Below are 26,810 nucleotides of genomic sequence, written 5' to 3'. Positions count from 1 at the left end.
CTTTATTCTTCTATTTTAGTATATTTTTCGAGTTTATTTTTATAATTAATCGAAACTCTAATTGCTTGCAAACCGCTTATACCCTGCAAATCATCAATTTCCAAATATTCAACATCTTTTTTCAAAAATTTCTTATCAATTAATAAATTGATATAATTTGAGTATTCTTCTTTTAGGATATCTTCGGTATAAATAATACAAATTTTGTGTGGCAAATTGATTCGTTCATTTGTTCCTTTCACAAAAGCTTTACTCAATCTTTTCTTAATTATTTCATATTTTGCATTGTTGTATCCATTAACATCAAAACGTTTCTCATCTAATTTGAACAAAATATCTATAGTGGTATTCGTTGCAAAAATCAACGAAGCAACCTCTACTTTTAGCGGTGTTTTTTTCTGAATTTCTTTATACGATTGCTCCATCGAAATCATCGCCTGTAATTGCCAATATCTAATTTCACGAATATTTTGATAGGAGAATTTTTTGAACGGCGCAATACTTCGTCCAACATACAAATTATAATCAATTCCATCTGTCTTGAAACGTTCGTAATAATGCGGAAATACACCTTGAGCATCTTTCTGAAAAGTATCTAATTTGTTCGACAAAAGTGAATTTGTCATTACAATTGTTTGGTCAAATTTTTTGCGATCTACATAAAATAATCCCGTTGTAGAATCTAATTTTTTTAGATATTCTTCAATAATTGATTTCTCATTGTCCTTTACATATTTGGGAATTTCAGGATGAATATGCAACGTAATGTAATCAAATAATTCGCTTTCGAAATAGATTTTATCTACATTATCTATTCGTTGCAAAAAATCAGTCAAATCGTCAATATAATCCAAAAATTTATTCTTTTTTGTACGATTATATAACTCGTTACAAATCAAAATCAAGTAATTAATCTGATTAGTATAATCCATTTTTAAACATTGATTTCGAATCACTGACGAATTTCTCACATCCAATTCACCATAAATTGGATATACATTTTGAAAAGAGATCTGCAATTTTTGTTTTGTATTTCCCGGATGCAATATATGTTCGCGAGCTTTTTCTCTAAATTTCCAATCTACACTTGGATGCAACGACGTATATTCGGTTTGTATATAAGCATTGATTTGATTCTCAAACTCTACCGTATAGCGATAAATAGATTCTTCTAAAAGAGGCGTGATTTCGCGCAAAAGGTTTGCATTAATTCGATTGAAAACTCCAGCTTCTTTCGAGCCTATTTCTAAAATACCTAAATGAGATTTTCCGTTTTTCAATGGATAAAGAATCAAACTTTTCAGACCAGATTCATTTGCCATTCTCAACATTTTATCTTGCGGAAACTTCTCCAAAGCTGCGTCAATATTAGAAACAACATAATAATCTGATTTCGATATTTTGTTCTCTAAATCAGCACAAAAAATTTCATTCAGTTTTATTTTTTTATGATTATCAATCAATAAACTATCATTCAATTGTAATAAATGACTAATTTCCAATTGATTTTTATCCGAATTATAAGCCGAAAAACCAACTTCTAAATTATTGATTCTAAAAATAGATTTTAATGCAGAAATAATATCATTTCGAACAATATTAAAAGGTTCTCCATAAGATAATAATTTAGATTTTAAGTTAGAAAGTGCAATTTCAGTCGTATTATCAAAAAATGAAACAAGATTAAACCCTTTTGCAATCCAAGATCCAATTGGAATTTTTCTCATCCACAAAGCTGTATCTTCATAATTATTCAACAACTCTTCAATTTCATCTTCAGTCAATTTAAATTTATCTTCGGATGGATAAATACGAAAATAATCATGGTTTATATCAGTCCCAAGATAAATTCTGTAGCCATTTTGATTGTCTATCACCAACTGATTTGATAGATTAAAATCTAAATATTTATGATAATATTTCGATAAGATGAAGCAACAACAAAACTTATATAATGTATCATAATCTAAATCTTCAAAATTGAATTTTAGTCGTGATTCATTATTATCAATCAACTCTTTAAGTCGATCTGTTGCAAAAATAAATTTGTCAGAAAAAGGAAAAGTTATCGCTTTTAAATTATATTTTACAAATGGTTTAGGAATAATTTTCTCAATAATTGGCTCAACATCTTTAATAATTTTCTGAAAATCTTCAAATGTTTCAACACCATCAATCAACTCTGGTCGAGTAGCTTTCAGATATTCTAAAAAAGCTTTAAACTCTCCAAAGTTGTATTCAGATCGTTCTAATTCTTCAATCAGCGATTGGAACGAGTAAATAATTTTGATGGGTAATTTATCGATAAAATTTTCTTTCATATATGATTTAAAAATAACAAAAGACTACTAATAAAGCAGTCTTCAAGTTATTATTTTTTTTAGTCATTATCTTGTAAATACCAAAGTTTCTTCGGTAGAAAGGTTCTCATCAAAACGATAACCATCCACGTCAAATGCTTTCACTTGATCCAAAGTTTCAACTTTATTTTCTGCACAATAACGCGCCATTGCACCACGAGCATGTTTAAAATACATCATGATTTTTTTCAATTCACCGTTTTTGTAATCTTGAAACTCTACATCAATCATCGGAACTTTTAACGATTTTTTATCCAAAACTTTAGCATATTCATTACTTGCTAAATTTAAGATAAATTCTCCTTTTTTTAGTTTCGAATTTAGAAAAGGTGTCAAAATTTCTTTCCAAAAACCATACAAATTTTTCGAACCATGAACATCTAATTTCGAACCCATTTCCAAGCGATACAACATTACTTTATCCGAAGGACGCAACATTCCATAAAGCCCAGATAACAAAAATGCATGTTTATTGAAATAATCAAGTGCTTCGTCGTTTAACGTCTCAGCATTCAAACCTCTATACACTTCACCTTTGAAAGCTAAAGCTGCTGGAATAGCTTGTTTCGCAGTAGGTTTAACATTCCAAACCTGATTACGCTCCACATTCATTTCTGCAATATCTTTCGAAATTTTCATTAATTTTTCAAGATCAGTTGTACTCATCTCTTTCATAACATCCATAATTTTTTGCGAATGTTCTAAAAATTGAGGTGTTGTTGCTCTCCATTTAGCATTCGTTTCCAAATTCATCATCTTCGCTGGCGAAAGTAATATTTTCATGTATCAAAAAATCTTAATTAATAAAAAAAGTATTCTGTTAGAATAAAATCTAATTCAACTCTTCTTTAACAAAGATAAGAATTGTTTGCTTTAGAAAAAGTGTAATTATATTGATTAAAAATATTCACAGATTATAAATAACTATTAATTAATATCAAAAAGGATTTAATTAAATTTTCGGTTTTCTTCGTCAATCATTTTTTCGAAATCTGACTGACTTATCTGTTTTCCTTTGGTTGATTTATTTATTGTTCTCTATACTATAAACTTAATCTTTATCTACTCCTTGGCTATTCATTTCTTGTTGTTTCTTAAAAAAAGCATCCATTTCTGCTTTATACGTTTTGAAATCAACAATTTTCCCTTTCTTTGGTTGATTTATTGTTACATTTTTCTTAGCTTCTTTTACAGATGTTGCATTATAAGTAATAACCATATCAGCATCGTCGTTCGTTTTTCTTTCTAATTCTAAAATCAAACCAGGTAATCCCATATACTTATCAGGTCCCGAAGGAAAAGACAAAGAAGTAGCAAACCAAGCTGTAAACTCTTCTTTATTGATTTTTGCAGTTGCTTTACGAACATCAAAGCCTAAGACTTTTCTCTTGTCGCGCGTTATAGTCCAATTAATTTTAGGAATAGAATCTTTGATAATTCGATCCATCCCAAAGCCAACCGATTCGTGCATATAAAAGTTTTCAAGTAAGTTTTTGTAATATAATCCATTTCCTTGATTACTACTGTAGCTTACTGAATTTCCACTATTTAGTGTTGGTTTTTGATTATAATTAGAAGCCGTTTTATTTGTTATTAAAATATAAGGTTTAGGAATTTTCATTTGTTCAGTAAAGTATCTAATCGTTTCATCTCTACTTAATTTTCGGTTGTCAATTGTAACTGAACCTTGAGTTTTACTTGCGTCATATACTGTATATACATCATATTCTACCTCTAAAACATCTTGCGCATTTGCAAAATAACATAAGCTGCTTAATACAATCAATAATAATTTTTTCATAATTTTTATTTAGGTTAATCTTTATCTACACCTTGGTGTTCATTCGAACTTTGTTGGTTATAATCAGCTTTCAGCTTTTCAAATTCGGCTTTAGAAATTTCCTTAGCCTTGAATAATTTCTTAAATTCTAAATGATCTTTTGTTGTAACAGAAGTTGCTTTCAAAGAATAAGATGGATCAATAATTCCATTTCGAATAGATTCTATTTTTAATACCAGACCTGGAAGATTAATAAATTCTTTTGGACCAAAACGTTTGGGTAAACTTGGTGCGTACCAAATGATTGATTTATTATTGTCATTATATTTTACAACTGCTTGTTTAACATCAAAACCCAAATAAGTCGATTTTTCTTGCGTTAATTCGTATTTATAATGTGTCGAAATGGTATCAGTTACAAGGTATTTTTTATTCTCTATCATCCATTCTTGTTTCATTTTATTTTGATTGAAATCTTGTTCAAAATTATACGAAAAAATACCATACATCGTAACTAACGCATTCCCTTGAGAATTATTAATTTTCTCAATCTTAGAAAAAACACTTTTTCCTTTTTCTATTTGTAGTACATAATTTTTTGGAACAGAAAGTGCTTTTATAAAATCATCACCCAATTTTTCTTCCTTTCCATCCTTCCCAAAAAGACGAGAAATAGAAACCTCCTCGTATTCAATTTCTAATGCATCTTGTGCTTGTAACACAATAGAAAAAAGGCTTATAAAAATTACTAAATATTTCATTCAAAATTATTTTTTATCCACTCCTATTGAAAAAGATTCTCTCATTTTTTGACGAGATTCATCTTGCAATTTTTTAAAATCTTCTTGTGTTATTTCTTCACCTTTCATAGGTTTAGTTTTAGACATTTTCTTAGGATTTAAGGTAATTTTATCCGCTTCATAAGTCATAATCGAACCAAATTTACCACCCGTTTCGCTCACCGTTTTCAGAATCAAACCTGGCAATCCATTCACTTGATTTGGTCCTGCATCAACCTTAATATCTGGTGCAAACCAAGCTGCTATTTGCTTGCCTTTATCATTACCAATAGCTTTTTTTACTTTGTGACCCAAAATCGTATCTTCAATATCTGTAATTTTCCATTCATAGTCTTTATATGGCGTAACCACAATAAAATTCTGTTTATCTAAAACGACTTCTTGACGAAACTCTTTCTTACTTGTTTCATTAATCAAAGCTTTATATTCTCCTCCAATATTAATTGAAAAAGCCCCCATAGAGCTACCATTTTGATCATTATTAATGGTTTCTATTTTTTTGTAAACGGACTGATGATCACTATATTCTAATTGATAATAAATATTTGGAGACCCTCCAATTTTTATTGTACCTCCTCCTTTTTGTGCTTGCTCTCTTTCAAACTCCTTTATTTTTTCTTCATCATGCTTTATATCATATTTATAATCGACAATAAGCTTTTCTTGCCCAAAACCAAAATTCGAAAAAAGTAAAAATCCAGCTAGTAATAATTGTTTCATTATATTGTAGTTTTTAATTAATACTCTAAAATAATTTTTATTTTTTAATTCTACAACAATAGAATGCGTAATTAACACAACATTGTGAAAAGAAAAAAAATCCAACTTAGGCTGGATTTTTTTTCTAAAAATTAAAATAAGTTTCTAAATTACCTCAAAATGTTTCAGTGCATTCCATATTCCGTGATTATCTGCAGAAGTTGTATAATAATCAGCCGCTTCACGAACATTCTCTTTCGCATCGCCCATTGCTACGCCTATTTTACAACCTTTCAACATACTAATATCGTTACCACCATCACCAAAAGCCATTGTTTTAGTTAAATCTAAATTATCGCGTTCAGCCATTCGCTCTATTCCACGCATTTTACTAATATTTTTCGGATTTATATCAGCAAAATATTCTATCCAACGTGTTCCTACACTGTTTGTCAACACATTTTTCATCAAATAATCTTCTTGTTCTTCGTTCACAAAAAAATTCATTTGCATAATATTATCTTTCGGCAAAGTTCGAGGATCAACCACTTCTGGAAGTTCCATTCCAAAATAAGCAAACGATTTTTCTACATTCTCATTCACACGATTGATACTAAACGCTTCTTTCGTCATATACGAAAATGAGAAAGGATTTTCATCATCATATTGTAACAAAGCCTCTATATCATTAGGGTTGATGTAATCTACAAAAAATGATTGACGGTTTTCGTCGGAGCACATTCCTCCATTATTATTGATGTAACCATCAAAACCATAATCAAAAATATGCTCAGGCATATCCACCATATTTCGTCCTGTTGCGATGTATATTTTTTTGTTTTTTTGTTTCAATAATTTCAACGCTTCGATTGTCGAATCACTGATTTCATGGTTTTCAAAACCTTGTAATGTTCCGTCAAAATCGAAGAAAAAAGAATCTATCATACTTTAGTTTTATCTTTTACAAAATTAAAAAAGCAACCTTTGTTTGGTTGCTTTTGCTGTTTATTTTAATGCTAATTTAATAATTTCTATTGCTTTATTGGTATCTTCTTCGGAAATATTGAGATGAGGACGCATTCGCACCGAGTTTTCACCACAAGGAAGAATAATCATATGATTTTCGAAACATGTTTTGATGAATTCTGAACGATCCAAATCTGATGAAAAATCAAACGCAATGAACAATCCTAATCCACGAATCGAATGAATTTTCTTCGTTTCTTTTGCGATTTCATTCAATTTTGATAAAATATATTTTCCTTTCTCTTCCGCATTTTCAACTAATTTTTCTTGTTCAATCACTTCTAAAATTAATTTGAAACGCAACATATCGATATAATTTCCACCAAAAGTCGAATTAATACGGCTTGATTCCTTGAAAACATTATTCGGAATTTGATCTAACTTTTCTTTATTCGCTAAAATTCCACAAACTTGTGTTTTCTTTCCAAACGAAATCACATCAGGAATCACATCATAATGCTGAAAAGCCCACATTTTACCAGTCATTCCCATTCCTGTTTGTACCTCATCAAAAATCAATAAAATCTCTTCTCTATCACAAATTTCTCTCAATTTCTGAAAGAATTCTTTTCGAAAATAATTATCTCCTCCTTCACCTTGAATCGGCTCAATAATAATACAAGCAACTTTATTTTTGCGTGTTTCTAAAGCATTTTCAATTTGTTCAATCGCACGTTTTTCAGCCTCAACAACCTTGCATAAATTATCTTCTGTAACAGGATAAATTCGTTTTGGATTTTCAATTCTTGGCCAATCAAACTTTGGAAAATATTCGTATTTACGAGGATCTTTCGTATTCGTTAGCGATAATGTATAACCAGAACGCCCATGAAAAGCTTGTTTAAAATGAATAACATCACTTGCTTCTTTCTCAATTCCTCTCGAAAAGTTTAATCTTGTTTTCCAATCAAAAGCCGTTTTCAATGCATTTTCTACTGCCAATGTTCCACCAGAAATAAAAAATAAATATTGCAATTCTTTCGGCATCGCTACACGCTCAAATGTATCAATTAAATCGGCGTAATCTTTTGTATAAATGTCTGACATCGCAGGTTTATTGACTGCATTTCGACCTAAAAAATCTATTTTCGCCATCAAATGTGGATGATTATAACCAATCGCAGTCGAAGCAAACATTGAAAATAAATCCAAATATTCAATGCCATTTTCGTCTACAACATAGGATCCATGCGACTTATCCATATCCATTACAATCGGATATCCATCTGCCAATATATGTTTTGCTAATCTTTCGTGTACTGTACTCATCTCTGTAAATTTTTAAAAATCAAACTTAATTCCTTGCGCCAATGGCACTTCTGTCGAATAATTAATTGTATTCGTTTGTCGTCGCATATACGCTTTCCAAGCATCCGAACCTGACTCACGCCCACCTCCAGTTTCCTTTTCTCCACCGAAAGCGCCGCCAATTTCAGCTCCAGAAGTTCCGATATTTACATTTGCAATTCCACAATCAGAGCCTTGCTGACTCAAGAATAATTCAGCTTCACGAAGATTATTTGTCATAATAGAAGACGATAAACCTTGTGCCACATTATTCTGAATTTCAATTGCATTTAACACATCTCCAAAATATTTGATTAAATATAAAATTGGAGCAAAAGTTTCATGTTGAACAATATCAAAATGATTCTCAACCTCAGCAATAACAGGCTTTACATAGCAACCGCTTTCAAAACCATTTCCTTCTAAAATTCCTCCTTCAACGATAATCTTTCCTCCTTCTTCATTAATTTTTTCTAATGCTTTTGAATACATTTCAACCGCATGTTTATCAATCAACGGTCCAACATGATTTGCTATATCCAACGGATTACCTATTTTTATCTGTTTGTAAGCATTTACTAACGATTCTTTTACTTTATCATAAATCGATTCATGAACAATCAAACGCCTTGTTGTTGTACAACGCTGTCCAGCCGTACCAACTGCACCAAAAACAGCCGAAGTCAACATAATTTTTAGATCAGCATCTGGTGTAACAATAATCGCATTATTTCCACCTAATTCTAAAATTGTTTTACCCAAACGAGCTGCAACAACTTTATTCACTTCAATTCCCATTCGCGTAGAACCTGTTGCAGAAACCAAAGCCACACGGGAATCTTGTGCAATCAATTCTCCAATTGTTTTATCGCCCATCACCAAAGAAGAAACTCCTTCTGAAATATTATTTGCTTTTAAAACTTCTGCTAAAATATGCTGACATGCAACTGCACATAAAGGCGTTTTTTCACTTGGTTTCCAAACAACAACATCACCGCAAACCATCGCTAAACACGTATTCCAAGACCAAACAGCAACTGGAAAGTTGAAGGCAGAAATAACGCCGACAACTCCAAGCGGATGATATTGATCGTACATGCGATGCAAAGGTCTTTCCGAATGAATTGTCGAACCATATAATTGACGCGATAATCCAACTGCAAAATCACAGATGTCAATCATTTCTTGCACTTCACCCAAACCTTCTTGATAGGATTTTCCCATTTCGTACGAAACCAATTTTCCCAAGGAAGCTTTTTTCTCACGAAGTTTATCTCCAAATTGACGCACAATTTCTCCACGTTTCGGAGCAGGAACCATTCGCCATTCTTTGAAAGCAACTTGTGCCTCTTTTATCACTTCTTCATAATCATCTTTTGTTGATGATTTTACTTTTCCAATCAATTTTCCATCTACTGGCGAGTAAGAAGAAAGCTCTTCACCTTTTCCAAACCAAGTATTTCCTGTTGATGTTCCAAGATTTTCGGAAGAAATACCTAATTCTTTTAATTCGTTTTCTATCATTTTTTTGTGTTATTTTGTGTTTTTAACTTTTACCTAAATTAGTCAAAAGTTTCATAAATTAAAATTTTTAATAAATATTATTCAGAATAATTTTTAATTTAATGAATAATCGTTAGATTTAATAAAATAAAACCGCATAAAATGAATTCAACTACAGATTATTTTAAGATTGATGATTTATTAACCGAAGAACATAAATTAATTCGTCAATCTGTTCGAGATTTTGTGGATAACGAAATAAAACCTGTGATAGATGATGCCGCGCAACATCATAAAGATATTCCAGATTTAATGAAAAAATTAGGTGCAATTGGTGCTTTAGGACCTTATATTCCTGAAGAATATGGAGGTGCAGGCTTGGATCAAATGTCGTACGGATTAATCATGCAAGAATTAGAACGCGGCGATTCGGCTGTTCGTTCTGCTGCATCAGTACAATCTTCGTTAGTGATGTATCCAATTTTTTCTTTTGGATCAGAAGAACAAAAACGCAAATATTTACCAAAATTAGCTTCAGGAGAATTCGTTGGAAGTTTTGGATTAACTGAACCAAATCATGGTTCAAATCCAGGCGGAATGGAAACTCGTTTAACAAAAAATGGTGATCATTATATCTTAAATGGAGCAAAAATGTGGATTACAAATTCACCAATTTGTGATATTGCAGTTGTTTGGGCAAGAGATGAAGAAGGAAAAATTCGTGGTGTAATTGTAGAACGCGGTATGCAAGGTTTTACAACACCAGAAACTTTGAATAAATGGTCATTAAGAGCTTCAAAAACAGGTGAATTAGTTTTCGAAAATGTGAAGATTGAAGAATCTCAAATTTTACCAGAAGTGAGTAGTTTACGCGGACCATTATCTTGTTTAAATTCTGCTAGATACGGAATTTCTTGGGGTGTAATTGGTGCTGCAATTGATTGTTACGAATCAGCTTTAAAATATTCATTAGAACGAACACAATTTGGAAAACCGATTGCTTCTTATCAATTACAGCAGAAAAAATTAGCTGAATTTATTACAGAAATAACGAAAGCTCAGTTGTTATGTTGGCGATTAGGAACACTGAAAAACGAAAATAAAGCAACGCCTGAACAAATATCAATGGCAAAACGAAATAATGTAAAAATGGCTATCGATATTGCGAGAGAGTCACGACAAATCATTGGTGCAATGGGAATTGTAGGCGATTTCCCTATGATGCGACATGCTGCAAATCTTGAGTCTGTAATCACTTACGAAGGAACACATGATGTCCATTTACTAATAACTGGCGCAGATGTGACAGGAATTAATGCTTTTGTGTAAGATATTTTTCCATACAATCAGATAATTTTATAGGTTTACAATTCGTTTGTAAACCTTTTTTATTTTATCACACATGAAATTGAAATCAATTCTACTTATTATTTTTTGTATTCAGGCTATTATTCTTGATGCGCAGGAAACCTACAAAATTACGTATGAACGCTTTTCGAATGGAAAAAAAGTCGAAGAAAATAACCCCATACAAGTTATTGCTAATACAAAAGAAACAGTTATTGGAAAGCAACAAAGTTTTAGTTATTCATCAAATTATCCTGATGAAATGTTTTATTATACCAAAACAAATCCATCAATTATTTCCTTGATTACACAATTTGATCCGACTAATTCTATCATTACAAATGATTCGGTTGCGTTTAATAAATCTGTTTTCACAATTTCTAAAGAAACGAAACGAATTTTAGGTTTACGTTGTAAAAAGGCGACGACAAATATCAATTCGAATACAATAGACGTTTGGTTTGTTGACAATATGGATTTGAATGCCTCACCAACAATGGTTGGAATGAATTTGGGGTTTGTTTTAGAACTTACTCGAAATAATAATTCAACCATTCGAGCTTCAAAAATAGAACGTGAAAAAGATTTGATTCCAAGTCAATTTATTCAAAAAGAATTGCATCAAAATCGAGTTGATTTATTGACATATAAAGATATTATTTGGAAAAGTAAATTTGTCGATATTCCGCTTTTATCACATCAACAAGTTAATTTTAGTAAAGATTTTTCGTCAAATGATTCAATTTATCGCTTTGCAAATGGAACTGTTGTAATTCGAAAAATTAAAATTCCTCAAATTAAAGTAGGAAGCCAAGTTTTCTTAAATGTTTCGCAACAATCAAATGGTGATGCTTACGATAGAACAGGTTCTGTATTTTTGATTCCACGTGATTCTAAAATTACATTTATGGATGGTTTACAAAAAGGAATCAATCAATTACCAATTTATACATCAGCAAATAATAAAAAATATCAAGGTTATTTTTTAACTGAAAATTATTCACCAACGATAGAATTAATGCGATTTTTCACACCTTTTGGAATCAAAAAATTCAATCATATTCAATTAAAAAATCAAACTTGGGAAACCGAAGCAAAATATCGTCAAGAAATCACAGAATTCCAAGGTTTATTATCTAATCAAGAGGTTTTAATCGGTTTCTTTATTGGAAATTATGATCAAGGCGGACATATTATTTCTGCCAATATTTCTGTTCATCCATCAGGTTCTACAACAATGCCAATTAAAAAGGCTTTACCAATTTTCAACACTGCAAATGTGATGGAAATGGCTGGACAAGAATACCCTACTTTATTCGAAAATCCGAATGGTTTTACGGTAGAATTCACGCTGAAAGAAGATTACAACAATGCTAAATTAAGATTTACAACAACTGGACATGGCGGTTGGGAAAATGGAGATGAGTTTGTTCCAAAAGAAAATAGTATTTTTCTTGATGGACAAAAAGTATTTAATATAGTTCCTTGGAGACAAGATTGTGGTTCTTATCGCGCTTACAATCCAGCTTCTGGTAATTTTGATAATGGTTTGTCATCATCCGATTATAGCCGTTCTAATTGGTGTCCAGGAACAATTACAAATCCATATTTTATTAATTTAGGAGATTTGAAAGCTGGAAAACATAGCATACAAGTGAAAATTCCGCAAGGAAAACCTGAAGGAAATAGTTTCAGTTATTGGAATGTTTCTGGTGTTCTTTTAGGAGAATAGTTTTTTTTAGAGCAAAAAGATTTATTAAACGTCTTTTTGCTCTATTTTTTTATGATTTATCAAAACCGTTAACCAATCTACAATATCTTGATATACTTCATCTTTGATAGATTCATTCAATATTTCATGTCTCAAGTTTGGATATAATTTCATTGTTACATGTTGAAATCCATTTTGCTTTAAATCTTTATACGATTGCAAAACTCCTTTACCAAAATCACCAATTGGATCATCTGCTCCACTCACAAAATAAATAGGTAAAGATTGCGGTATAGCTTTTGCCCAATTCTTTTTTGTTGCTTGTATATTTAAATTAATCAAAGTATAAAAACCGTTAACAGTGAAAGGTATTCCGCAAAGAGGATCTTTCAGAAAATTTAAACGATTTAACTCATCTAAACTAAGCCAATTAGTCTCATGAAAATTTTCTTCATTTTGAAAATGTTTATTATTCGATTTTGAAAAAATAGTATTAAGTAATTGACTTCTTTTATGAGGAATCAATTTATTTAGAAGACTTAAAAAACTACTCAATAATTTAATTCCAGGAATTCTACCTCCTGTTCCCATAATTATAGCACCATCAAAGTGGTCTCCATATTCTTGAAGTAGGCAACGTGTTATAAACGATCCCATTGAATGCCCCAAAATAAAATGTGGTAATAAAGGGTATTCATTCTCTAACAAATTAGCTAACTCTTTTGCCGTATTTATTAAATTTTCTTTTGGATTATCTAAGCAGAAAAAACTGTAATCTTCTTCTATTTTAGCTGTTTTTCCATGTCCTAAATGATCATATAACAAAACTAGAATTCCTTTGTCAGCCAAATACTTTGCAAAATTTTCATATCGCCCACTATGTTCTTGCATACCATGGACAATAAGAAACGTAGCTTTAATCTCATTTTCTGGAAGAATTACTCTATAATAAATATTTTCTAGTATTGACATTTTTATTAAGATTTAATTATTAATTTACAGTTTTACTCATTCAAAATCAATATTTTTTATAAATAAACCATTGACTTTTTCAACAAATTTCAAGCTAATAAATAAGATCTAAAATTTCTAATTTTTACAACTAAAAAAACGAGGTAAAATAAAAATTAACCTCGTTTTTTTTATGATGTACGATAATTTTACTTTTTAGTTTTAATTGTATTCTTATAGATCTGTCCATCTTTAATAATCACTAAAAAATTTTTATCAGGATTAGCAATTAATGATAAATCTTTCAACGGATTTCCATCAACCAAAATCAAATCGGCTAAAGCTTGTTCTTCAACAACGCCTAATTTCCCTGGATATGGACTTCTTAAACCAGATAATTGCAACAATGGTACATGCCTATACGCCGAGAGCTATGCAACGTGCTGTGGAAGCAGGAGTGAAGTCAATTGAGCATGGTCAAATGTTAGATGAAGAAACATTAAAAATTCTTGCCAAAAAAGGAGTTTGGTTAAGCCTTCAAAATTTGATGGATAATAATGAAAACATGGACGAGCAGCGAAAAGAAAAACGTAAACCAGTTTTGGATGGTCAAGATAAAGTTTGGCCTTTAGCAAAAAAACTTGGTGTGAAGCTTGCATGGGGAACGGATTTCTTGTTTGAACCTGAGTTGAATGATGATCAAAATAGTTACATATTACGTCTTCAAAAATGGTTTACAAATGCCGAAATTTTAAAGATGGTTACGCAAGATAATGGAGAATTACATACGTTCCCCAATCTTCAGCAGCATCAACTGCAGCTTTCATTTCGTCAAAAGTATATTGTGTAACATCAATCGGATCATAAGCAGAAGACGTTCCTCCACCTGCCATTAATTTGATTTGACTCGCACCAAAACGTAAATTCTCTCTTGTTGCAGTCAAAACTTCATCTCTTCCATCAGCAATAAAAGTAGCTCCTAATTCCTCTGCACGAGATGCTTTACCAAAAAAACGACGCGAACGTTCATCAGGAGTTCTAAAATCTCCGTGACCAGCTGTTTGACTAATCGTTGCACCCGAAGGCCAAATTCTAGGCCCTGCAACTTTACCTTTATCGATGGCTAATTTCAAGGGAAAAATTGGCCCACCAGCATCACGAACACTCGTAAAACCACGCATCAACATTTTGTGGGAAGCTTCGCCAACCTTATTCATTAACATTTCTTCGGACATATCTGGCGACATCATTTGCGCCATCGTCAATGAACCAAATACCATGTGTACATGAACATCTATCAAACCTGGCATCAACGTTTTTCCTCCTCCATTAATTTTTACAACGTCTTGATTAGGTGAAGAAATTTTTGCAGAACTAATTTTTTCAATTTTTTGCCCAGAAACCAAAACATTCATCGGCGATGTTAATGCTTGAGTTTGATGATCTAAAATTCTAACATTTTCAATTAAAATCTGTTTTGTTTGAGCAAAAGTAAAAGTGGTAGCGAGAAAAAAAAGTGCTATTATCGACTTTATTTTCATAATTTATTGTTTAATTGCCCTAAAGATACGTTGAATGCGTGTAATTTGAGGATAAAGTTTAAATTAAAAATATATTCATTTAAATCATTCAAACAAAAACCCAAATTTACTTTTTATTAAAAGAAAATACTATATTTGTTGACAACCAAAAGGTTTTAACTTAATTTTCCTTGGTGATAAAGATTTTTAACTGTTTTGAATTAAATAGACAAAATCTTGTTTTACGGCTTATCTTCTTCCGACTATAATCGTTTTTTAAGGAATAAAATTTAATAAAAAATTAGCAATCAATACACCTTTTCTACCCAAATAATCGGATAGAATTTTGTAAATTTGTAACCAATACATTAGAAAATTTAATGGAATATAATACACTTCGTTCGCAATTGATTATTCCAGAATATGGTCGTCATATTCAAGAAATGGTAAATCATTGTAAAACAATAACAGACGAAACAGAACGCAACGGATTTGCCGAAATTATAATTGAAGTAATGGGAGAATTAAATCCTCACTTGCGCGATGTACCAGATTTTCAACATAAACTTTGGGATCAACTTTTTATCATGGCAGAATTTGATTTGGATGTAAAATCTCCTTATCCAATTCCGACAAAAAAAGATACGGTAAATAGTAAACCAAATAAAGTAGAATATCCAAAAAGCATCTATAAATACAGATATTACGGAAACAATATTCGTAAAATGATTGATGTTGCTGTAACGTGGGAAGAAGGCGAAAAACGCGAAGGTTTGTACTTTGCGATTGCCAATCACATGAAAAAATGTTATTTACTTTGGAATAAAGATACTGTTGATGATCAAGTTATTTTTAATCATTTGTACGAATTATCTGATGGTAAAATTGATTTGAGAAAAGTTGATGATCATTTGGTTTCTCCTGATCGTTTAAATTCGAATAATAATCATTCAAACAACAATCAAAACAATAGAAGTTACCAAAACAATAATCGTAATCATCAAAATAACAACAATCGAAATAATAACCAAAATTCGAATAATCGTCAAAACAACAATAACCGAAATAATCAAAATAACAACAATCGAAACCAAAACGTTCGAAACAATAAAGGTTAAATCAAAACTATTTAATACAACTAAATGGCTACATTTCAAATAAAGGGAGGGAAACCTTTGAAAGGAGAAATTACTCCGCAAGGTGCTAAAAATGAAGTACTACAAATTTTATGTGCGGTTTTATTAACCAATGAACAAGTTCGTGTTAAAAATATTCCAGACATCCGAGATGTCAATCGTTTGATTGAAATTTTGGGTGATTTAGGCGTAAAAACACAAAAAAATGGAAAAGGAGATTTTACTTTCCAAGCCGACGAATTACGATTAGATTATTTAAAAGGAAAACAATTTCGTAAAGATGGTGCTGCATTACGTGGATCAATCATGTTAATGGGACCACTTTTAGCTCGTTTCGGAGAAGCTTTTATGCCGAAACCTGGAGGAGATAAAATTGGGCGTCGTCGTTTAGATACGCACTTCGAAGGTTTCTTTGCGTTAGGAGCAAAATATCGCTTCAATCCAGACGAAGATTTCTACGGTGTAGAAGTAGACGAAAACGGATTGCAAGGTTCTTATATGTTATTGGAAGAAGCTTCTGTAACAGGAACTGCAAATATTATTATGGCTGCAGTTTTAGCAAAAGGAACAACAACTATTTACAACGCTGCATGTGAGCCTTACATTCAACAATTGTGTAAAATGTTGAACCGAATGGGTGCTAAAATTTCTGGAATATCTTCGAATCTTTTAACGATTGAAGGAGTTGAGAAGTTAGGCGGAACTGAACATACATGTTTACCAGATATGATTGAAATTGGATCATGGATTGGTTTAGCTGCCATGACAAAATCTGAATTAACAATCAAAAATGTTTCGTGGGAGAATTTAGGTGTTATTCCAGATGTGTTCAAAAAATTAGGAATCAAATTAGAGCGTCGTGATGACGACATCTATATTCCAGCACAAGAACATTACGAAATCGAGCGTTTTATTGACGGTTCTATCTTAACAATTTCTGATGCGCCTTGGCCAGGATTTACACCAGATTTATTATCAATTATCTTGGTAATTGCCACTCAAGCAAAAGGAAGCGTTTTGATCCACCAAAAAATGTTCGAGTCTCGTTTATTCTTCGTGGATAAATTAATTGATATGGGAGCGCAAATTATTTTATGTGATCCACATCGCGCAACTGTTATTGGTCTTAATCACGAAACTCCTTTAAAAGGAGCCGAATTAACTTCTCCAGATATTCGTGCTGGTATGTCTTTATTGATAGCTGCCCTTTCTGCAAAAGGAAAAACTGTTATTCATAATATCGATCAAATTGACCGTGGTTATGAAGATATCGATGTACGTTTACGTGCTATTGGAGCTGATATAATTAGAGCTTAAAAAATAAAAAATGCAATCTATTATTGAGTTTATCACTAATTTTGTTCAACGCCCAGACAAGGTATTAATGGACATTATCAATAATTACGGTTATTGGATATATGCTATTTTATTCTTGATAATTTTTGCTGAAACAGGCTTAATTATCATGTCATTTTTAATGCCTTTTTTACCTGGAGATGCACTAATCTTTTCGATTGGAATGATTGCAGCAAGCGATGATCAAAACCATTTGCATATCGAATATATTATTCCATTACTGATGGTTGCAGCAATTCTTGGTGATAACGTAAATTATTATGTTGGACGAAAATTTGGTGGCTGGATTTTAGGACGAAAAGACTCGTGGTTTCTTAAAAAGAAACATATCGAAAAAGCAACAGAATTTTTTAACGAAAATGGTAAAAAAGCAATTATTATCGCTCGTTTTATGCCTGTTGTTCGTACAATAATTCCATTTATTTGCGGTATTACAAACCTTAATTATCGCACATTTATTACCTATAGTTTTATAGGCGCGGTACTTTGGGTTGGTGTTATTTCTCTTTTGGGACACACATTAGGTCAGTTTGACATTGTAAAAAATAATTTAGAGAAATTCATTTTCGGAATTATATTATTGGCGAATATGCCGTTGATTATCCGAATTGTGAAAGCTCAATTCAATAAAAATAAAACAGAAGAATGAGACAATTTGGATTAATCGGAAGAAATATTTCCTATTCATTTTCTAAATCTTATTTTGCTGAAAAATTTAAAAACGAAAACATTGTAGACGCTGTCTACAATGTTTTTGATTTACAGCAAATCGATGAAGTAGAAAAAGTATTCGAAACCGAAGGTTTAGTGGGCTTTAATGTTACAATTCCTTACAAACAAGAAATCATTCCATTTTTGGACGAATTATCACCAGAAGCTAAAGCAATTGGTGCGGTTAATACAGTTTTGATACAAGATGGAAAACGAATCGGGCATAATACAGATTGTTATGGTTTTCATCATTCGATAGAACCTATTTTAGAACCTCATCATAAAAAAGCATTGGTGTTAGGAAATGGAGGTGCTGCAAAAGCGGTTTTTTATATTCTTGATTTATTGAAAATTGAATATAAAATAGTTTCAAGAACAAAAACTGAAAATCATTATTCATATGATGAATTAAATAAAGAAATCATTCATAATCATCAAATTATTGTGAATTGTTCGCCAGCTGGTACTTTTCCAAATACTGAAATCGCTCCACTTCTACCCTACCAATTTATCAACGAAAATCATTTATTGTACGACTTGATTTACAATCCACCATTGACAAAATTTTTAGAAAATGGTCAACAAAATGGAGCCAAAATAAAAAATGGTCACGAAATGTTGGTTCTACAAGCCGAAAAAGCTTGGGAAATTTGGAATAATCGTACAAAATAGACTTGATATTGTCCTCAAATTTTATTAGATTTGAGAAACAAAACTTAATTTCTTATGAATACTGAAATGGATAACCTGCAAAATGCAGACGGAGAACAATTACCTAAACCTGCAAATACAAACGACTCTAACACGGAATCTTACAAAACGGTAGAGTTAACGAACCAAGAAAAAATAAGCGATATTTCGTTCAAAGATTACGAAAAATTTAGTTTTGATGTTTTGATTAACGAAGCAAAAAATCTATTAAGCAAATATGATGTTCAAGAGATTCGCGAGCATTTTAATCAAATTCGTGATGCATTCAAAACTAAATTAGAAGAAGATGAAGCTGCAAAAAAAGAAGCTTTCTTAAGTGAAGGTGGTGATGAATTAGATTTTAAATACGAAACATCTTTTAGAGCAAAATTTAACGCTGTTTACAACGATTTTAAAAATCAATTAGCAGTTTTTCATAAAGAAAACGAAAAAAAGGAATCTGATAATTTAAAGGAACGTTTAGAAATTATTGACGAATTGAAAGCCTTGTATCAAGAACCAAGTGATTCTTCGGCGGCAATGTTCAAGAAATTTCGTGAGTTAAAAACTCGTTGGCACAATGCAGGAAGAATTCCGAGCAAAAATGCTGAAAATGTATTCAAAAATTATTTTTTCCACTTAGATAATTTCTACACATATTTGGATATGAATAAGGAATTGCAAACATTGGATTATGCACATAATCTGGAAGTTCGTCAATCGATTATTAAACGTGCAGAAGAATTAATTGGAGAGCAAAACGTGCAAAAAGCTTTGAATGAATTGCAATATTTGCATCGTTTATGGAAAGAAGAAGCCGTCCCTGTACAAGAAGATTTGCGCGAACCAACGTGGCAAAAATTCAAAGAATTAACAAATAAAATTCATGACCGTAAAGGGGAATTGAATGAAAAAATAAAACAAGAGCAAAAAGATAATTTAGAAAAGAAGAATCAAATTATCGCTCGTATCAAAGAAATTTCTGAGCAAGCAACAACAAAATCGCATGGCGATTGGCAAAAAGCTATTTCTGAAATAAACTCTTTGCGTGAGAACTTTATCACAATTGGACGTGTTCCGAAAGATAAAAATTCTGCAACTTGGGAAGCTTTCAAAGAAGTGACAAGACAATTTAATCACATCAAAAATGATTTCTATAAAAATCTAAAATCAGAGCAACAACTGAATCTTGAAAAGAAATTGGCTTTGTTAGAAATTGCAAAACAACATACGGAAAGCACGGATTGGAATGCTTCTGTACAAGTGATTAAAAAAATCCAAAATGATTGGAAAAAAATTGGACATGTTCCAAGAAAAAATTCAGACAAAATCTGGAAAGAATTCAAAGATACATGTAATCAATTCTTTGATCGTTACAAAAAACGTCACGAACAAGCGAATCAAAAAATGGAACAAAATTTAGAAAAGAAACAAGCTTTCTTAGACGATTTCAAAAATCAAACGATTTCTGAAAACAAAGAAGAGGCGTTGAAACAACTAGAAGAAATCCAACATAATTGGACAAGTTTAGGAAAAGTTCCATCAGAAAAAACTTCAATCAATCAAGAATTTACAGATGTTTACCACAAAAAATTAGATGCTTTAAATCTTTCTAAAAATGAATTGAACGATTATAAGTTGAAATCATTTGTCAATAAAGTAAAATCTGGAAATAATGGAAATTTATTGGATGACGAGATTAGAAAAACACGTAAAATAATTGAGGATTTAGAAAAAGAAATCAATCAATTGGATAATAATGTACATTTCTTTTCGAATGCAAATGAGAATAATCCTTTATTAAAAGACGTTTACAAACAAATTGACGATAAACGTAAAAAATTAATTGAAGCAGAAATCAAACTGAAAACATTATTCAATATTGATTTTAATGCATAATTTTTAGGCATGACACAACAATCTATCGATGAGCAATATATGGCTCGTTGTATACAAATTGCAACAAACGGGTTAGGAACAACATATCCTAATCCGTTTGTTGGTTCTATTATTGTACATAACAACAAAATTATAGGCGAAGGTTTTACGTCAGAATATGGCGGACCGCACGCCGAAGTGAACGCTATTAATTCGGTTAAAAATCAAGAATTATTAAAAGAATCTACGTTATATGTTACGTTAGAGCCTTGTTCGCATCACGGAAAAACGCCTCCTTGTGCGGATTTGATTATAGAAAAAGAAATTCCAAAAGTCATAATTGGAACTTTAGATCCTTTTGCGAAAGTAAATGGGCAAGGTTATTTACGTTTGTTGAAAAATGGTGTTGATGTAACGCTTGGTGTTTTGGAAAAAGAATGTATCAAACTCAATAAGCGTTTTATAACATTTCATCAGAAAAAACGTCCATATATTATCTTAAAATGGGCGCAAACAGAAGACGGATACATGGGGCGTGATGATGTACAATTGTGGATTACAAACCAATATACAAAACAGTTAGTACATAAATGGCGAACGGAAGAACAAGCTATTTTGGTTGGAAAAAACACCGCTTTGATTGATAATCCACAACTTAACACACGATTATGGAAAGGAAATAATCCGTTGAGAATTGCGATTGACAAAAACTTAGCGATTCCGAGAAGTTTCCATTTGTTTGATCAAACACAACCTACTGTAATTTTCAATTCGATTGAAAATTGTTCTGAAGAAAATTTAGAACTTGTTCAATTAGATTTTACGCAAAAAATATTGCCACAAGTGATGGATTATTTATACGAAAACAATGTTCAATCCTTAATTATTGAAGGTGGAAGTGATACCATACGACATTTTATTGATGCTGATTTGTGGGATGAAGCACGAATTTTGAGCTCGGATACTATTTGGAATGAAGGAATTTTAGCTCCTCGACTCAAAGGAACACGAACTGAAAAACATCGTTTTCTGAATGATGAATTAAATATTTTCGAAAATAGAATAGAAATTGAAGAGCCTTAGATTTTAAGGTTCTTTTTTTATTTATGATTTATTTGAATTTATTAAAATTTTCGTTTAATAATTATTTCAGAAAATTTATTCTTCTCAAATTCTATGTTATTTATTGATTCAACAAGAAAACTCATTTTATAAAATTTATTTTGTAGCTTAAATATTAATTTCCCACCAACATTATCAATTTTATAATTAAAAATATTTTGTTTTTTTGTTACATAGCAAAATGATGGTTCATTACAATTTTGGCAATCAATTAAATTTACTTTATTATTTTTCAAAAATCTAAATTCTATTGTACGACGAAATTGAAATTTAGATTTTCCAATTGAACTATTATAAATCTTCAGATTTTCAGTTTTGTAAAACATACTATCTTGATTATCTGTAATAATTCTATAATTATAATCTATCATTGAATTATTAATGATCCTTTTAAATTCCTTCTTTGAAATACTCTGGCAAAAAGAATACTCGAACACATTAGTATGAATAAAAATAAATAAGCTTTCATTTATATTAAATTTTTTCATCATTCATAAATATAAAACCTTTTTTCTTTAAAAGTACTATTTAAACTATCTTTGCGCTACTTTTCAATACAACATGACGGACAATTATCGTACAATCGAGAAAGCGGTGGAAGATGTAATTTTCAAAGAATTGGGTAGTAAGTTTATTAATTTTGCTTATCCAATTGAAAATGAAGATGACATCAAAATTTATTTGGATCAATTACGCGAAATTCATCCCGATGCAAATCATCATTGTTACGCGTACGCTCTTGGTATAGATGGTAAAAATCATCGTGCAAATGATGACGGTGAGCCAAATGGTTCGGCTGGTTTACCAATTTATAATCAAATTTTATCAAGCGAAATCACCAATGTTTTAATTGTTTCTGTACGTTATTTTGGTGGAACAAAATTAGGAATTCCTGGTTTGGTAAAAGCCTATAAATATGCGGCACAAGTTGTGTTAGAAGAAGCAAATATTGTAGAAAAATTTGTTTCAAAACGTGTGAAAATGGTTTTTAACTATGATCAACAAGGAATTGTAGAACGCAATGTCTATCGGATTTCTGGAGAAATTAAAGACAAACATTTTTCTGATAAATGTATGTTTACAATTTCAGTAAGAGAAAGTAAATTGGAAGAATTTATTCGCATGTTTGACGAATATTATCAAATGGAAATTAAAATTATTGACTAATGCTAAATAGCTTAACTTCTTTACGTTTTTTCTTTGCTTTTGTCGTTTTCTTAAGCCATTTAACGTTTGTAAAAACTGATTTAGCTTGGTATAATTATCTAAAAAATAACGTCTTTTTCGAAGGTTATCTTGGTGTTGGTTTTTTCTTTATTTTAAGCGGATTTGTTATAGCGCTTAATTACGAAAAGAAAGTCATCGACAATCCAAATTTTGATAAAAAGAAGTTTTATATCGCGCGAATTGCTCGAATTTATCCACTTCATGTCCTAACCTTTTGTGTCATGTTACCATTTGTTATCATCAATGTTTGGCAAGGTTATTTTCATTGGGATATTGCAGGTGCGAACTTATTTTTATTGCAATCTTATATTCCGGTAAAAGATTTTTATTTCTCTATTAATAACGTTTCCTGGAGTATTTCGACCGAATTATTTTTCTATTTGATGTTTCCTTTTTATGTGATTTGGTTGCATAAATTCCCGAAACTGAAATATATTTTATTACTAATTATTCCGATTATTATTTTTGCAGAACCTTATTTCAGAACAAATATGAAATTGGAAAAAGCGATTTTTTACATCAATCCAATTGTTCGCAGTTTCGATTTTATTTTAGGAATTATTACCTGTCAAATCTATAAAAAGATAAAAGATACGCCTATCAATTTTTCGAAAGGAACTTTAATAGAGATCGCTGCAATTACAGTTTTGGCAATCTTTTTTTACTTCCACAATGATGTTGCGAGAGCTTTTCGTTACGGAATTTATTATTGGATTCCGATGGTTGGAATTGTCTTAGTTTTTGCATTACAAAAAGGTTTATTTTCGAGAATACTTCAACATAAAACATTGGTTTATTTAGGTGAAATCAGTTTTGCGTTTTACATGATTCATATGATTGTGATAAAATATGGAAATCAATATTTACCTAAAATCAATGATTTCCAGAAAATTGGAATTTATTTTGTAATTGCTTTAATTCTAAGTGCATTAACGTTTGAATATTTTGAGAAACCCGTTGCGAAGTGGATCAAAAATAAAGTGAAGTAGTAGCGAGCATTTCTAGAAAATTAATTCAAATAGTTGATTATAATTGAAATTGTAACAACGATAATTGAAACAACAATCAAAATATCTAAGTAATTTATTTTTTTCGAACCAAAATTTGTTGTTCGTTTGCGTTTTCGTGAATACACTATTTCTTTGTTCATTTTTTTAAAAGAAAATAAGCCGCGAGCTACCACGACTTATTTGTCAAATAATTAATAGTACATTATATAGTTTATAGTAATCCTATTATTGGTACTTGTAACAGCTTCCTGTTTTCTTTGCCGATTTACCTGTCATTTTATCAGATAATAATAGAATAAATGGACATCTAACTTCTGCAGCTTGTTGTTTCAAAACTTTTTCTGCACGTTCATCTTTTCCATTTCCAGTTCTGAAGTTAATCATACCTGTTTTAGATTTTAAATCATCTCCTTTTTTCAAACCTGCAACCAAAGATTTATCTTCCAAAATAATCACTTTCCCCCAATCTTTATCGTCAGTAATTTCAATTTTATCAGAAACATCTTCAATACGTGTACTTTTCCCGTAAAATACTTTATTAACAGAATATTTACTCAAAGACTGTATAGCATCTTCTCCATCATACGTATATTCTACCGTAAATTCTCCTACACGCTTAATCTGACCTTCGATAATCTCACCAGAATGTTTGTAAATTTTATCTACTTGTCCAAATGCTAGCGAAGCCATAAGACCTAATCCTAAAATAAAAATGTTTTTCATTGTTAATTGTTTTAAATATTGACTTAATTTTAATTGATCTCTAAAATACTTTCAGTTTCGTTGATTGTAATTGTGGTTTTTAGAGGACTAGATTCCAGTAAACCATAATTTTCTTTTAGATTGGTGGTCGGTTTTTTCAATAAATCAATTAATTGATCAATTGATTCTTGATAGATTTTCTTTTTTGTTGAGCTCTTAACTAAAGAAATATAATACGTCTTATAGTTTTTCTTAATTGGAGCTTCTTTTTCTATTTCTTCTGCAATATTTTTAAAGAAACTAGTTCTATTTTCAGAATTTTTGACCACAATACGTTTTATATTTTTACCTTCAGTTTCTACCTCAATATTCAACGTATATGGTTCAATTTTTACTGAGTTGTACATTACTTTTTGATTTCCAAAATTATCTTCAACAGATGTAGAAGAAACTTTATAAAAATCCTCTAACTCATTTACTCGATTTCCAATAAATTGTTTTAAATTTTTGTAATCCAAATTTTGAGAGAAACCCATACTACACAACAATAGTAATAAAGTAGATAAAATAATCTTCATTTTTATAAATAATTAGCTATTAACACTAGATTTATGTGTTAAATAAATTCTTTGCAAATTTTAGGATTCAGTACTTAAATTCCTACTTTTGCAGGAGTAGTTATGAGGTAGTTTAATGATTACTACCTATGGGTAGTTGAGTTACTTTACTAAATATCAGTCATATAATAAAAATGAATAACAAAACACTTTTAATATTCTTTACTCTATTTTTCACCCAGGTAGGGATAGGAAATACAATAAATTCCGAAATTCTAAAAAAAGAAATTTCATCTTATAATGAAATTGGTTCATTTGATAAATCAATTATCAAATTGGATAGTATTATACATTCTAAAAACGTAACGAATTACGATTTATATAATCTGTATTTGTTAAAATATCTTACATATAAAACATTATTAAATTATCCAGAAGCAGAAGAAAATTTAAACGTTGCTGAAAAATATGGTTTAAAGAGTGCTAAATACAAATCCGAAGTTGAGACAAGAGTTTTGATTGAACGAATCTTTATCCAATTTGATTATTTAAAATATGATAAGGTTGAGGAATTGCTCGAAAAAGTAAATAAATCTAATTTAAAATATTTGGATGCCGAAACGTTTGGCTTTTATATTTCTGTTATAGGCACAATGAATAGTATAAATAAAAATTATATTCAGGCAGAAAAAGATTATTTGGAAGGGATAAAAATTTTGAAGCAAAAATCTCCCAAACATTTACCTAATATTTATAGAAAGCTTTTACACTTATATACAGAAACAAAAGACAATAAGAAGGCTTTAGAAGCTTTTAACAAAGGGTTATATTATGCAAAACATTATGGTATAAAACTTTATATTTTGAATATGTACGAATCTCTTACTTGGTATTATGCTCAGAATGAAGATTGGGAAAAAGCATATAAAACAAGATTAATTGTGAATGATCTTGCAACCGATTATGATGCAATTAATCAAAGTGGAAAATTACAAAATTTAGAAAGAGAAATCATTAACAAACGAAATGATTTAGAAGTTCGAAATCAGAAAAATATCCGACTATTTCTGGTTATTATTTCTGCAATTTTGATCATATTATTAATTGTTCTTTATAAATTCTACAAGATAAACATCGAAAAAAGAAAACTTGTTGAAAATGAAAATGAACGGATGAGAAATAAACTTTCTAATTTGATTAATCATTCAAATAATGCAAATCAAGTTGAAAAGAAAATCATTTTAAGTGATTATAATCTTTCGGAAAGGCAATTGGATATCATCGAATTAGTAAAAAAAGGATTTACAAATAAAGAAATTGCAACTGAACTCTATATTTCTGAGAATACAGTGAAATATCATTTGAAGGTTATTTACAATACTTTAGGAATAGAGAGTCGTAATTCGTTGTAAATAAAGGCAATATCCAAAAAACTGT

At 30.5% G+C, this 26,810-nt stretch carries 26 protein-coding genes; 12 read left to right on the top strand and 14 right to left on the bottom strand.

Annotated elements, in window-relative coordinates:
* Positions 1-2: 2 nt before the first annotated feature.
* The 8 genes from B3M86_RS08150 to B3M86_RS08115 all read right to left on the bottom strand — a co-directional run bounded on the left by B3M86_RS08150 (position 3) and on the right by B3M86_RS08115 (position 9,476).
* Entirely contained in the window at positions 3-2,321 is a 2,319-nt protein-coding gene (locus B3M86_RS08150; RefSeq protein ID WP_291048954.1) for a hypothetical protein, read from the bottom strand.
* A gap of 66 nt (positions 2,322-2,387) precedes the next feature.
* Entirely contained in the window at positions 2,388-3,143 is a 756-nt protein-coding gene (gene yaaA, locus B3M86_RS08145; RefSeq protein WP_038336050.1) for a peroxide stress protein YaaA, read from the bottom strand.
* Between the two features lie 268 nt (positions 3,144-3,411).
* Positions 3,412-4,161: a GLPGLI family protein gene (locus tag B3M86_RS08140; RefSeq protein WP_291048958.1), complete on the bottom strand. Its 750-nt coding sequence runs from the start codon at positions 4,159-4,161 to the stop codon at positions 3,412-3,414.
* Between the two features lie 14 nt (positions 4,162-4,175).
* Entirely contained in the window at positions 4,176-4,901 is a 726-nt protein-coding gene (locus tag B3M86_RS08135; protein WP_291076176.1) for a GLPGLI family protein, read from the bottom strand.
* Between the two features lie 6 nt (positions 4,902-4,907).
* Positions 4,908-5,660 carry a GLPGLI family protein gene (locus tag B3M86_RS08130; RefSeq protein ID WP_291048962.1) on the bottom strand — a complete coding sequence of 251 codons (753 nt, stop codon included), beginning with the start codon at positions 5,658-5,660 and terminating at the stop codon, positions 4,908-4,910.
* A gap of 144 nt (positions 5,661-5,804) precedes the next feature.
* Positions 5,805-6,584, bottom strand: coding sequence for an HAD family hydrolase (locus B3M86_RS08125; RefSeq protein WP_291048964.1), 780 nt, complete (start codon positions 6,582-6,584; stop codon positions 5,805-5,807).
* A gap of 60 nt (positions 6,585-6,644) precedes the next feature.
* Positions 6,645-7,934 carry an L-lysine 6-transaminase gene (lat, locus tag B3M86_RS08120; protein ID WP_291052399.1) on the bottom strand — a complete coding sequence of 430 codons (1,290 nt, stop codon included), beginning with the start codon at positions 7,932-7,934 and terminating at the stop codon, positions 6,645-6,647.
* Positions 7,935-7,946: 12 nt separating this feature from the next.
* Positions 7,947-9,476 carry an aldehyde dehydrogenase family protein gene (locus B3M86_RS08115; protein WP_115000947.1) on the bottom strand — a complete coding sequence of 510 codons (1,530 nt, stop codon included), beginning with the start codon at positions 9,474-9,476 and terminating at the stop codon, positions 7,947-7,949.
* 141 nt (positions 9,477-9,617) lie between these two features.
* Here B3M86_RS08115 and B3M86_RS08110 point away from each other — a divergent pair, with 141 nt between their 5' ends.
* Positions 9,618-10,784 (top strand): acyl-CoA dehydrogenase family protein, encoded by a 1,167-nt coding sequence (locus B3M86_RS08110; protein WP_115000948.1) that lies wholly within the window; start codon positions 9,618-9,620, stop codon positions 10,782-10,784.
* Positions 10,785-10,857: 73 nt separating this feature from the next.
* Positions 10,858-12,534, top strand: a complete 1,677-nt coding sequence (locus tag B3M86_RS08105; RefSeq protein WP_291076178.1) for a PNGase F N-terminal domain-containing protein — start codon at positions 10,858-10,860, stop codon at positions 12,532-12,534.
* A 24-nt stretch (positions 12,535-12,558) separates the two neighbouring features.
* On the opposite strand, the gene B3M86_RS08100 is transcribed toward B3M86_RS08105, so the two are convergent.
* The gene (locus B3M86_RS08100) at positions 12,559-13,485 is read right to left on the bottom strand and encodes an alpha/beta fold hydrolase (RefSeq protein WP_291076180.1); all 927 of its coding nucleotides are present in this window, start codon (positions 13,483-13,485) and stop codon (positions 12,559-12,561) included.
* Positions 13,486-13,673: 188 nt separating this feature from the next.
* Positions 13,674-13,871, bottom strand: a complete 198-nt coding sequence (locus B3M86_RS08095) for a hypothetical protein (protein ID WP_286495762.1) — start codon at positions 13,869-13,871, stop codon at positions 13,674-13,676.
* A gap of 26 nt (positions 13,872-13,897) precedes the next feature.
* On the opposite strand from B3M86_RS08095, the gene B3M86_RS08090 reads away from it, so the two are divergent.
* Positions 13,898-14,314 (top strand): hypothetical protein, encoded by a 417-nt coding sequence (locus tag B3M86_RS08090; RefSeq protein ID WP_291048981.1) that lies wholly within the window; start codon positions 13,898-13,900, stop codon positions 14,312-14,314.
* Here B3M86_RS08090 and B3M86_RS08085 read toward each other — a convergent pair.
* Positions 14,226-15,005 (bottom strand): amidohydrolase family protein, encoded by a 780-nt coding sequence (locus B3M86_RS08085; RefSeq protein ID WP_286495760.1) that lies wholly within the window; start codon positions 15,003-15,005, stop codon positions 14,226-14,228. The genes B3M86_RS08090 and B3M86_RS08085 overlap by 89 nt on opposite strands.
* A 359-nt stretch (positions 15,006-15,364) precedes the next feature.
* On the opposite strand from B3M86_RS08085, the gene B3M86_RS08080 reads away from it, so the two are divergent.
* From B3M86_RS08080 to ribD, 6 genes are read left to right on the top strand one after another with little or no spacing between them, the layout of a single operon-like run.
* Complete coding sequence (locus B3M86_RS08080) at positions 15,365-16,102, top strand: DUF4290 domain-containing protein (RefSeq protein ID WP_038336666.1); 738 nt, start codon at positions 15,365-15,367, stop codon at positions 16,100-16,102.
* A gap of 24 nt (positions 16,103-16,126) precedes the next feature.
* Positions 16,127-17,437 carry a UDP-N-acetylglucosamine 1-carboxyvinyltransferase gene (gene murA / locus B3M86_RS08075; RefSeq protein ID WP_115000020.1) on the top strand — a complete coding sequence of 437 codons (1,311 nt, stop codon included), beginning with the start codon at positions 16,127-16,129 and terminating at the stop codon, positions 17,435-17,437.
* A gap of 10 nt (positions 17,438-17,447) precedes the next feature.
* The gene (locus tag B3M86_RS08070; RefSeq protein WP_291048985.1) at positions 17,448-18,125 is read left to right on the top strand and encodes a VTT domain-containing protein; all 678 of its coding nucleotides are present in this window, start codon (positions 17,448-17,450) and stop codon (positions 18,123-18,125) included.
* The gene (locus B3M86_RS08065; RefSeq protein WP_219034901.1) at positions 18,122-18,859 is read left to right on the top strand and encodes a shikimate dehydrogenase family protein; all 738 of its coding nucleotides are present in this window, start codon (positions 18,122-18,124) and stop codon (positions 18,857-18,859) included. The genes B3M86_RS08070 and B3M86_RS08065 overlap by 4 nt, the downstream gene beginning before the upstream one ends.
* Before the next feature lie 54 nt (positions 18,860-18,913).
* On the top strand, positions 18,914-20,776 hold the full coding sequence (locus B3M86_RS08060) for a DUF349 domain-containing protein (protein WP_286495758.1): 1,863 nt from the start codon (positions 18,914-18,916) through the stop codon (positions 20,774-20,776).
* A 9-nt stretch (positions 20,777-20,785) separates the two neighbouring features.
* The gene (gene ribD, locus B3M86_RS08055; protein WP_219034899.1) at positions 20,786-21,838 is read left to right on the top strand and encodes a bifunctional diaminohydroxyphosphoribosylaminopyrimidine deaminase/5-amino-6-(5-phosphoribosylamino)uracil reductase RibD; all 1,053 of its coding nucleotides are present in this window, start codon (positions 20,786-20,788) and stop codon (positions 21,836-21,838) included.
* A 41-nt stretch (positions 21,839-21,879) separates the two neighbouring features.
* Here ribD and B3M86_RS08050 read toward each other — a convergent pair whose 3' ends face one another.
* Positions 21,880-22,248: a hypothetical protein gene (locus tag B3M86_RS08050; RefSeq protein ID WP_219034898.1), complete on the bottom strand. Its 369-nt coding sequence runs from the start codon at positions 22,246-22,248 to the stop codon at positions 21,880-21,882.
* A gap of 190 nt (positions 22,249-22,438) precedes the next feature.
* Here B3M86_RS08050 and B3M86_RS08045 point away from each other — a divergent pair, with 190 nt between their 5' ends.
* Both B3M86_RS08045 and B3M86_RS08040 read left to right on the top strand, forming a co-directional pair.
* Entirely contained in the window at positions 22,439-23,044 is a 606-nt protein-coding gene (locus tag B3M86_RS08045; RefSeq protein WP_219034897.1) for an IMPACT family protein, read from the top strand.
* On the top strand, positions 23,044-24,093 hold the full coding sequence (locus B3M86_RS08040) for an acyltransferase family protein (protein ID WP_291076182.1): 1,050 nt from the start codon (positions 23,044-23,046) through the stop codon (positions 24,091-24,093). Before B3M86_RS08045 ends, B3M86_RS08040 begins: the two co-directional genes overlap by 1 nt.
* A 246-nt stretch (positions 24,094-24,339) precedes the next feature.
* Here B3M86_RS08040 and B3M86_RS08035 read toward each other — a convergent pair whose 3' ends face one another.
* Positions 24,340-24,837, bottom strand: a complete 498-nt coding sequence (locus B3M86_RS08035) for a hypothetical protein (RefSeq protein ID WP_244957947.1) — start codon at positions 24,835-24,837, stop codon at positions 24,340-24,342.
* Between the two features lie 29 nt (positions 24,838-24,866).
* Entirely contained in the window at positions 24,867-25,394 is a 528-nt protein-coding gene (locus B3M86_RS08030) for a hypothetical protein (RefSeq protein ID WP_180904659.1), read from the bottom strand.
* A gap of 173 nt (positions 25,395-25,567) precedes the next feature.
* On the opposite strand from B3M86_RS08030, the gene B3M86_RS08025 reads away from it, so the two are divergent.
* Positions 25,568-26,785, top strand: a complete 1,218-nt coding sequence (locus B3M86_RS08025; RefSeq protein WP_180904660.1) for a LuxR C-terminal-related transcriptional regulator — start codon at positions 25,568-25,570, stop codon at positions 26,783-26,785.
* Positions 26,786-26,810: the final 25 nt, after the last annotated feature.

The sequence above is a fragment of the Empedobacter sp. UBA6305 genome (genome assembly GCF_002440405.1).
Lineage (GTDB): Bacteria > Bacteroidota > Bacteroidia > Flavobacteriales > Weeksellaceae > Empedobacter > Empedobacter falsenii_B.
Note: the sequence above shows the minus strand (reverse complement) of the source record. Positions and strands in the feature narration are given on the sequence as shown.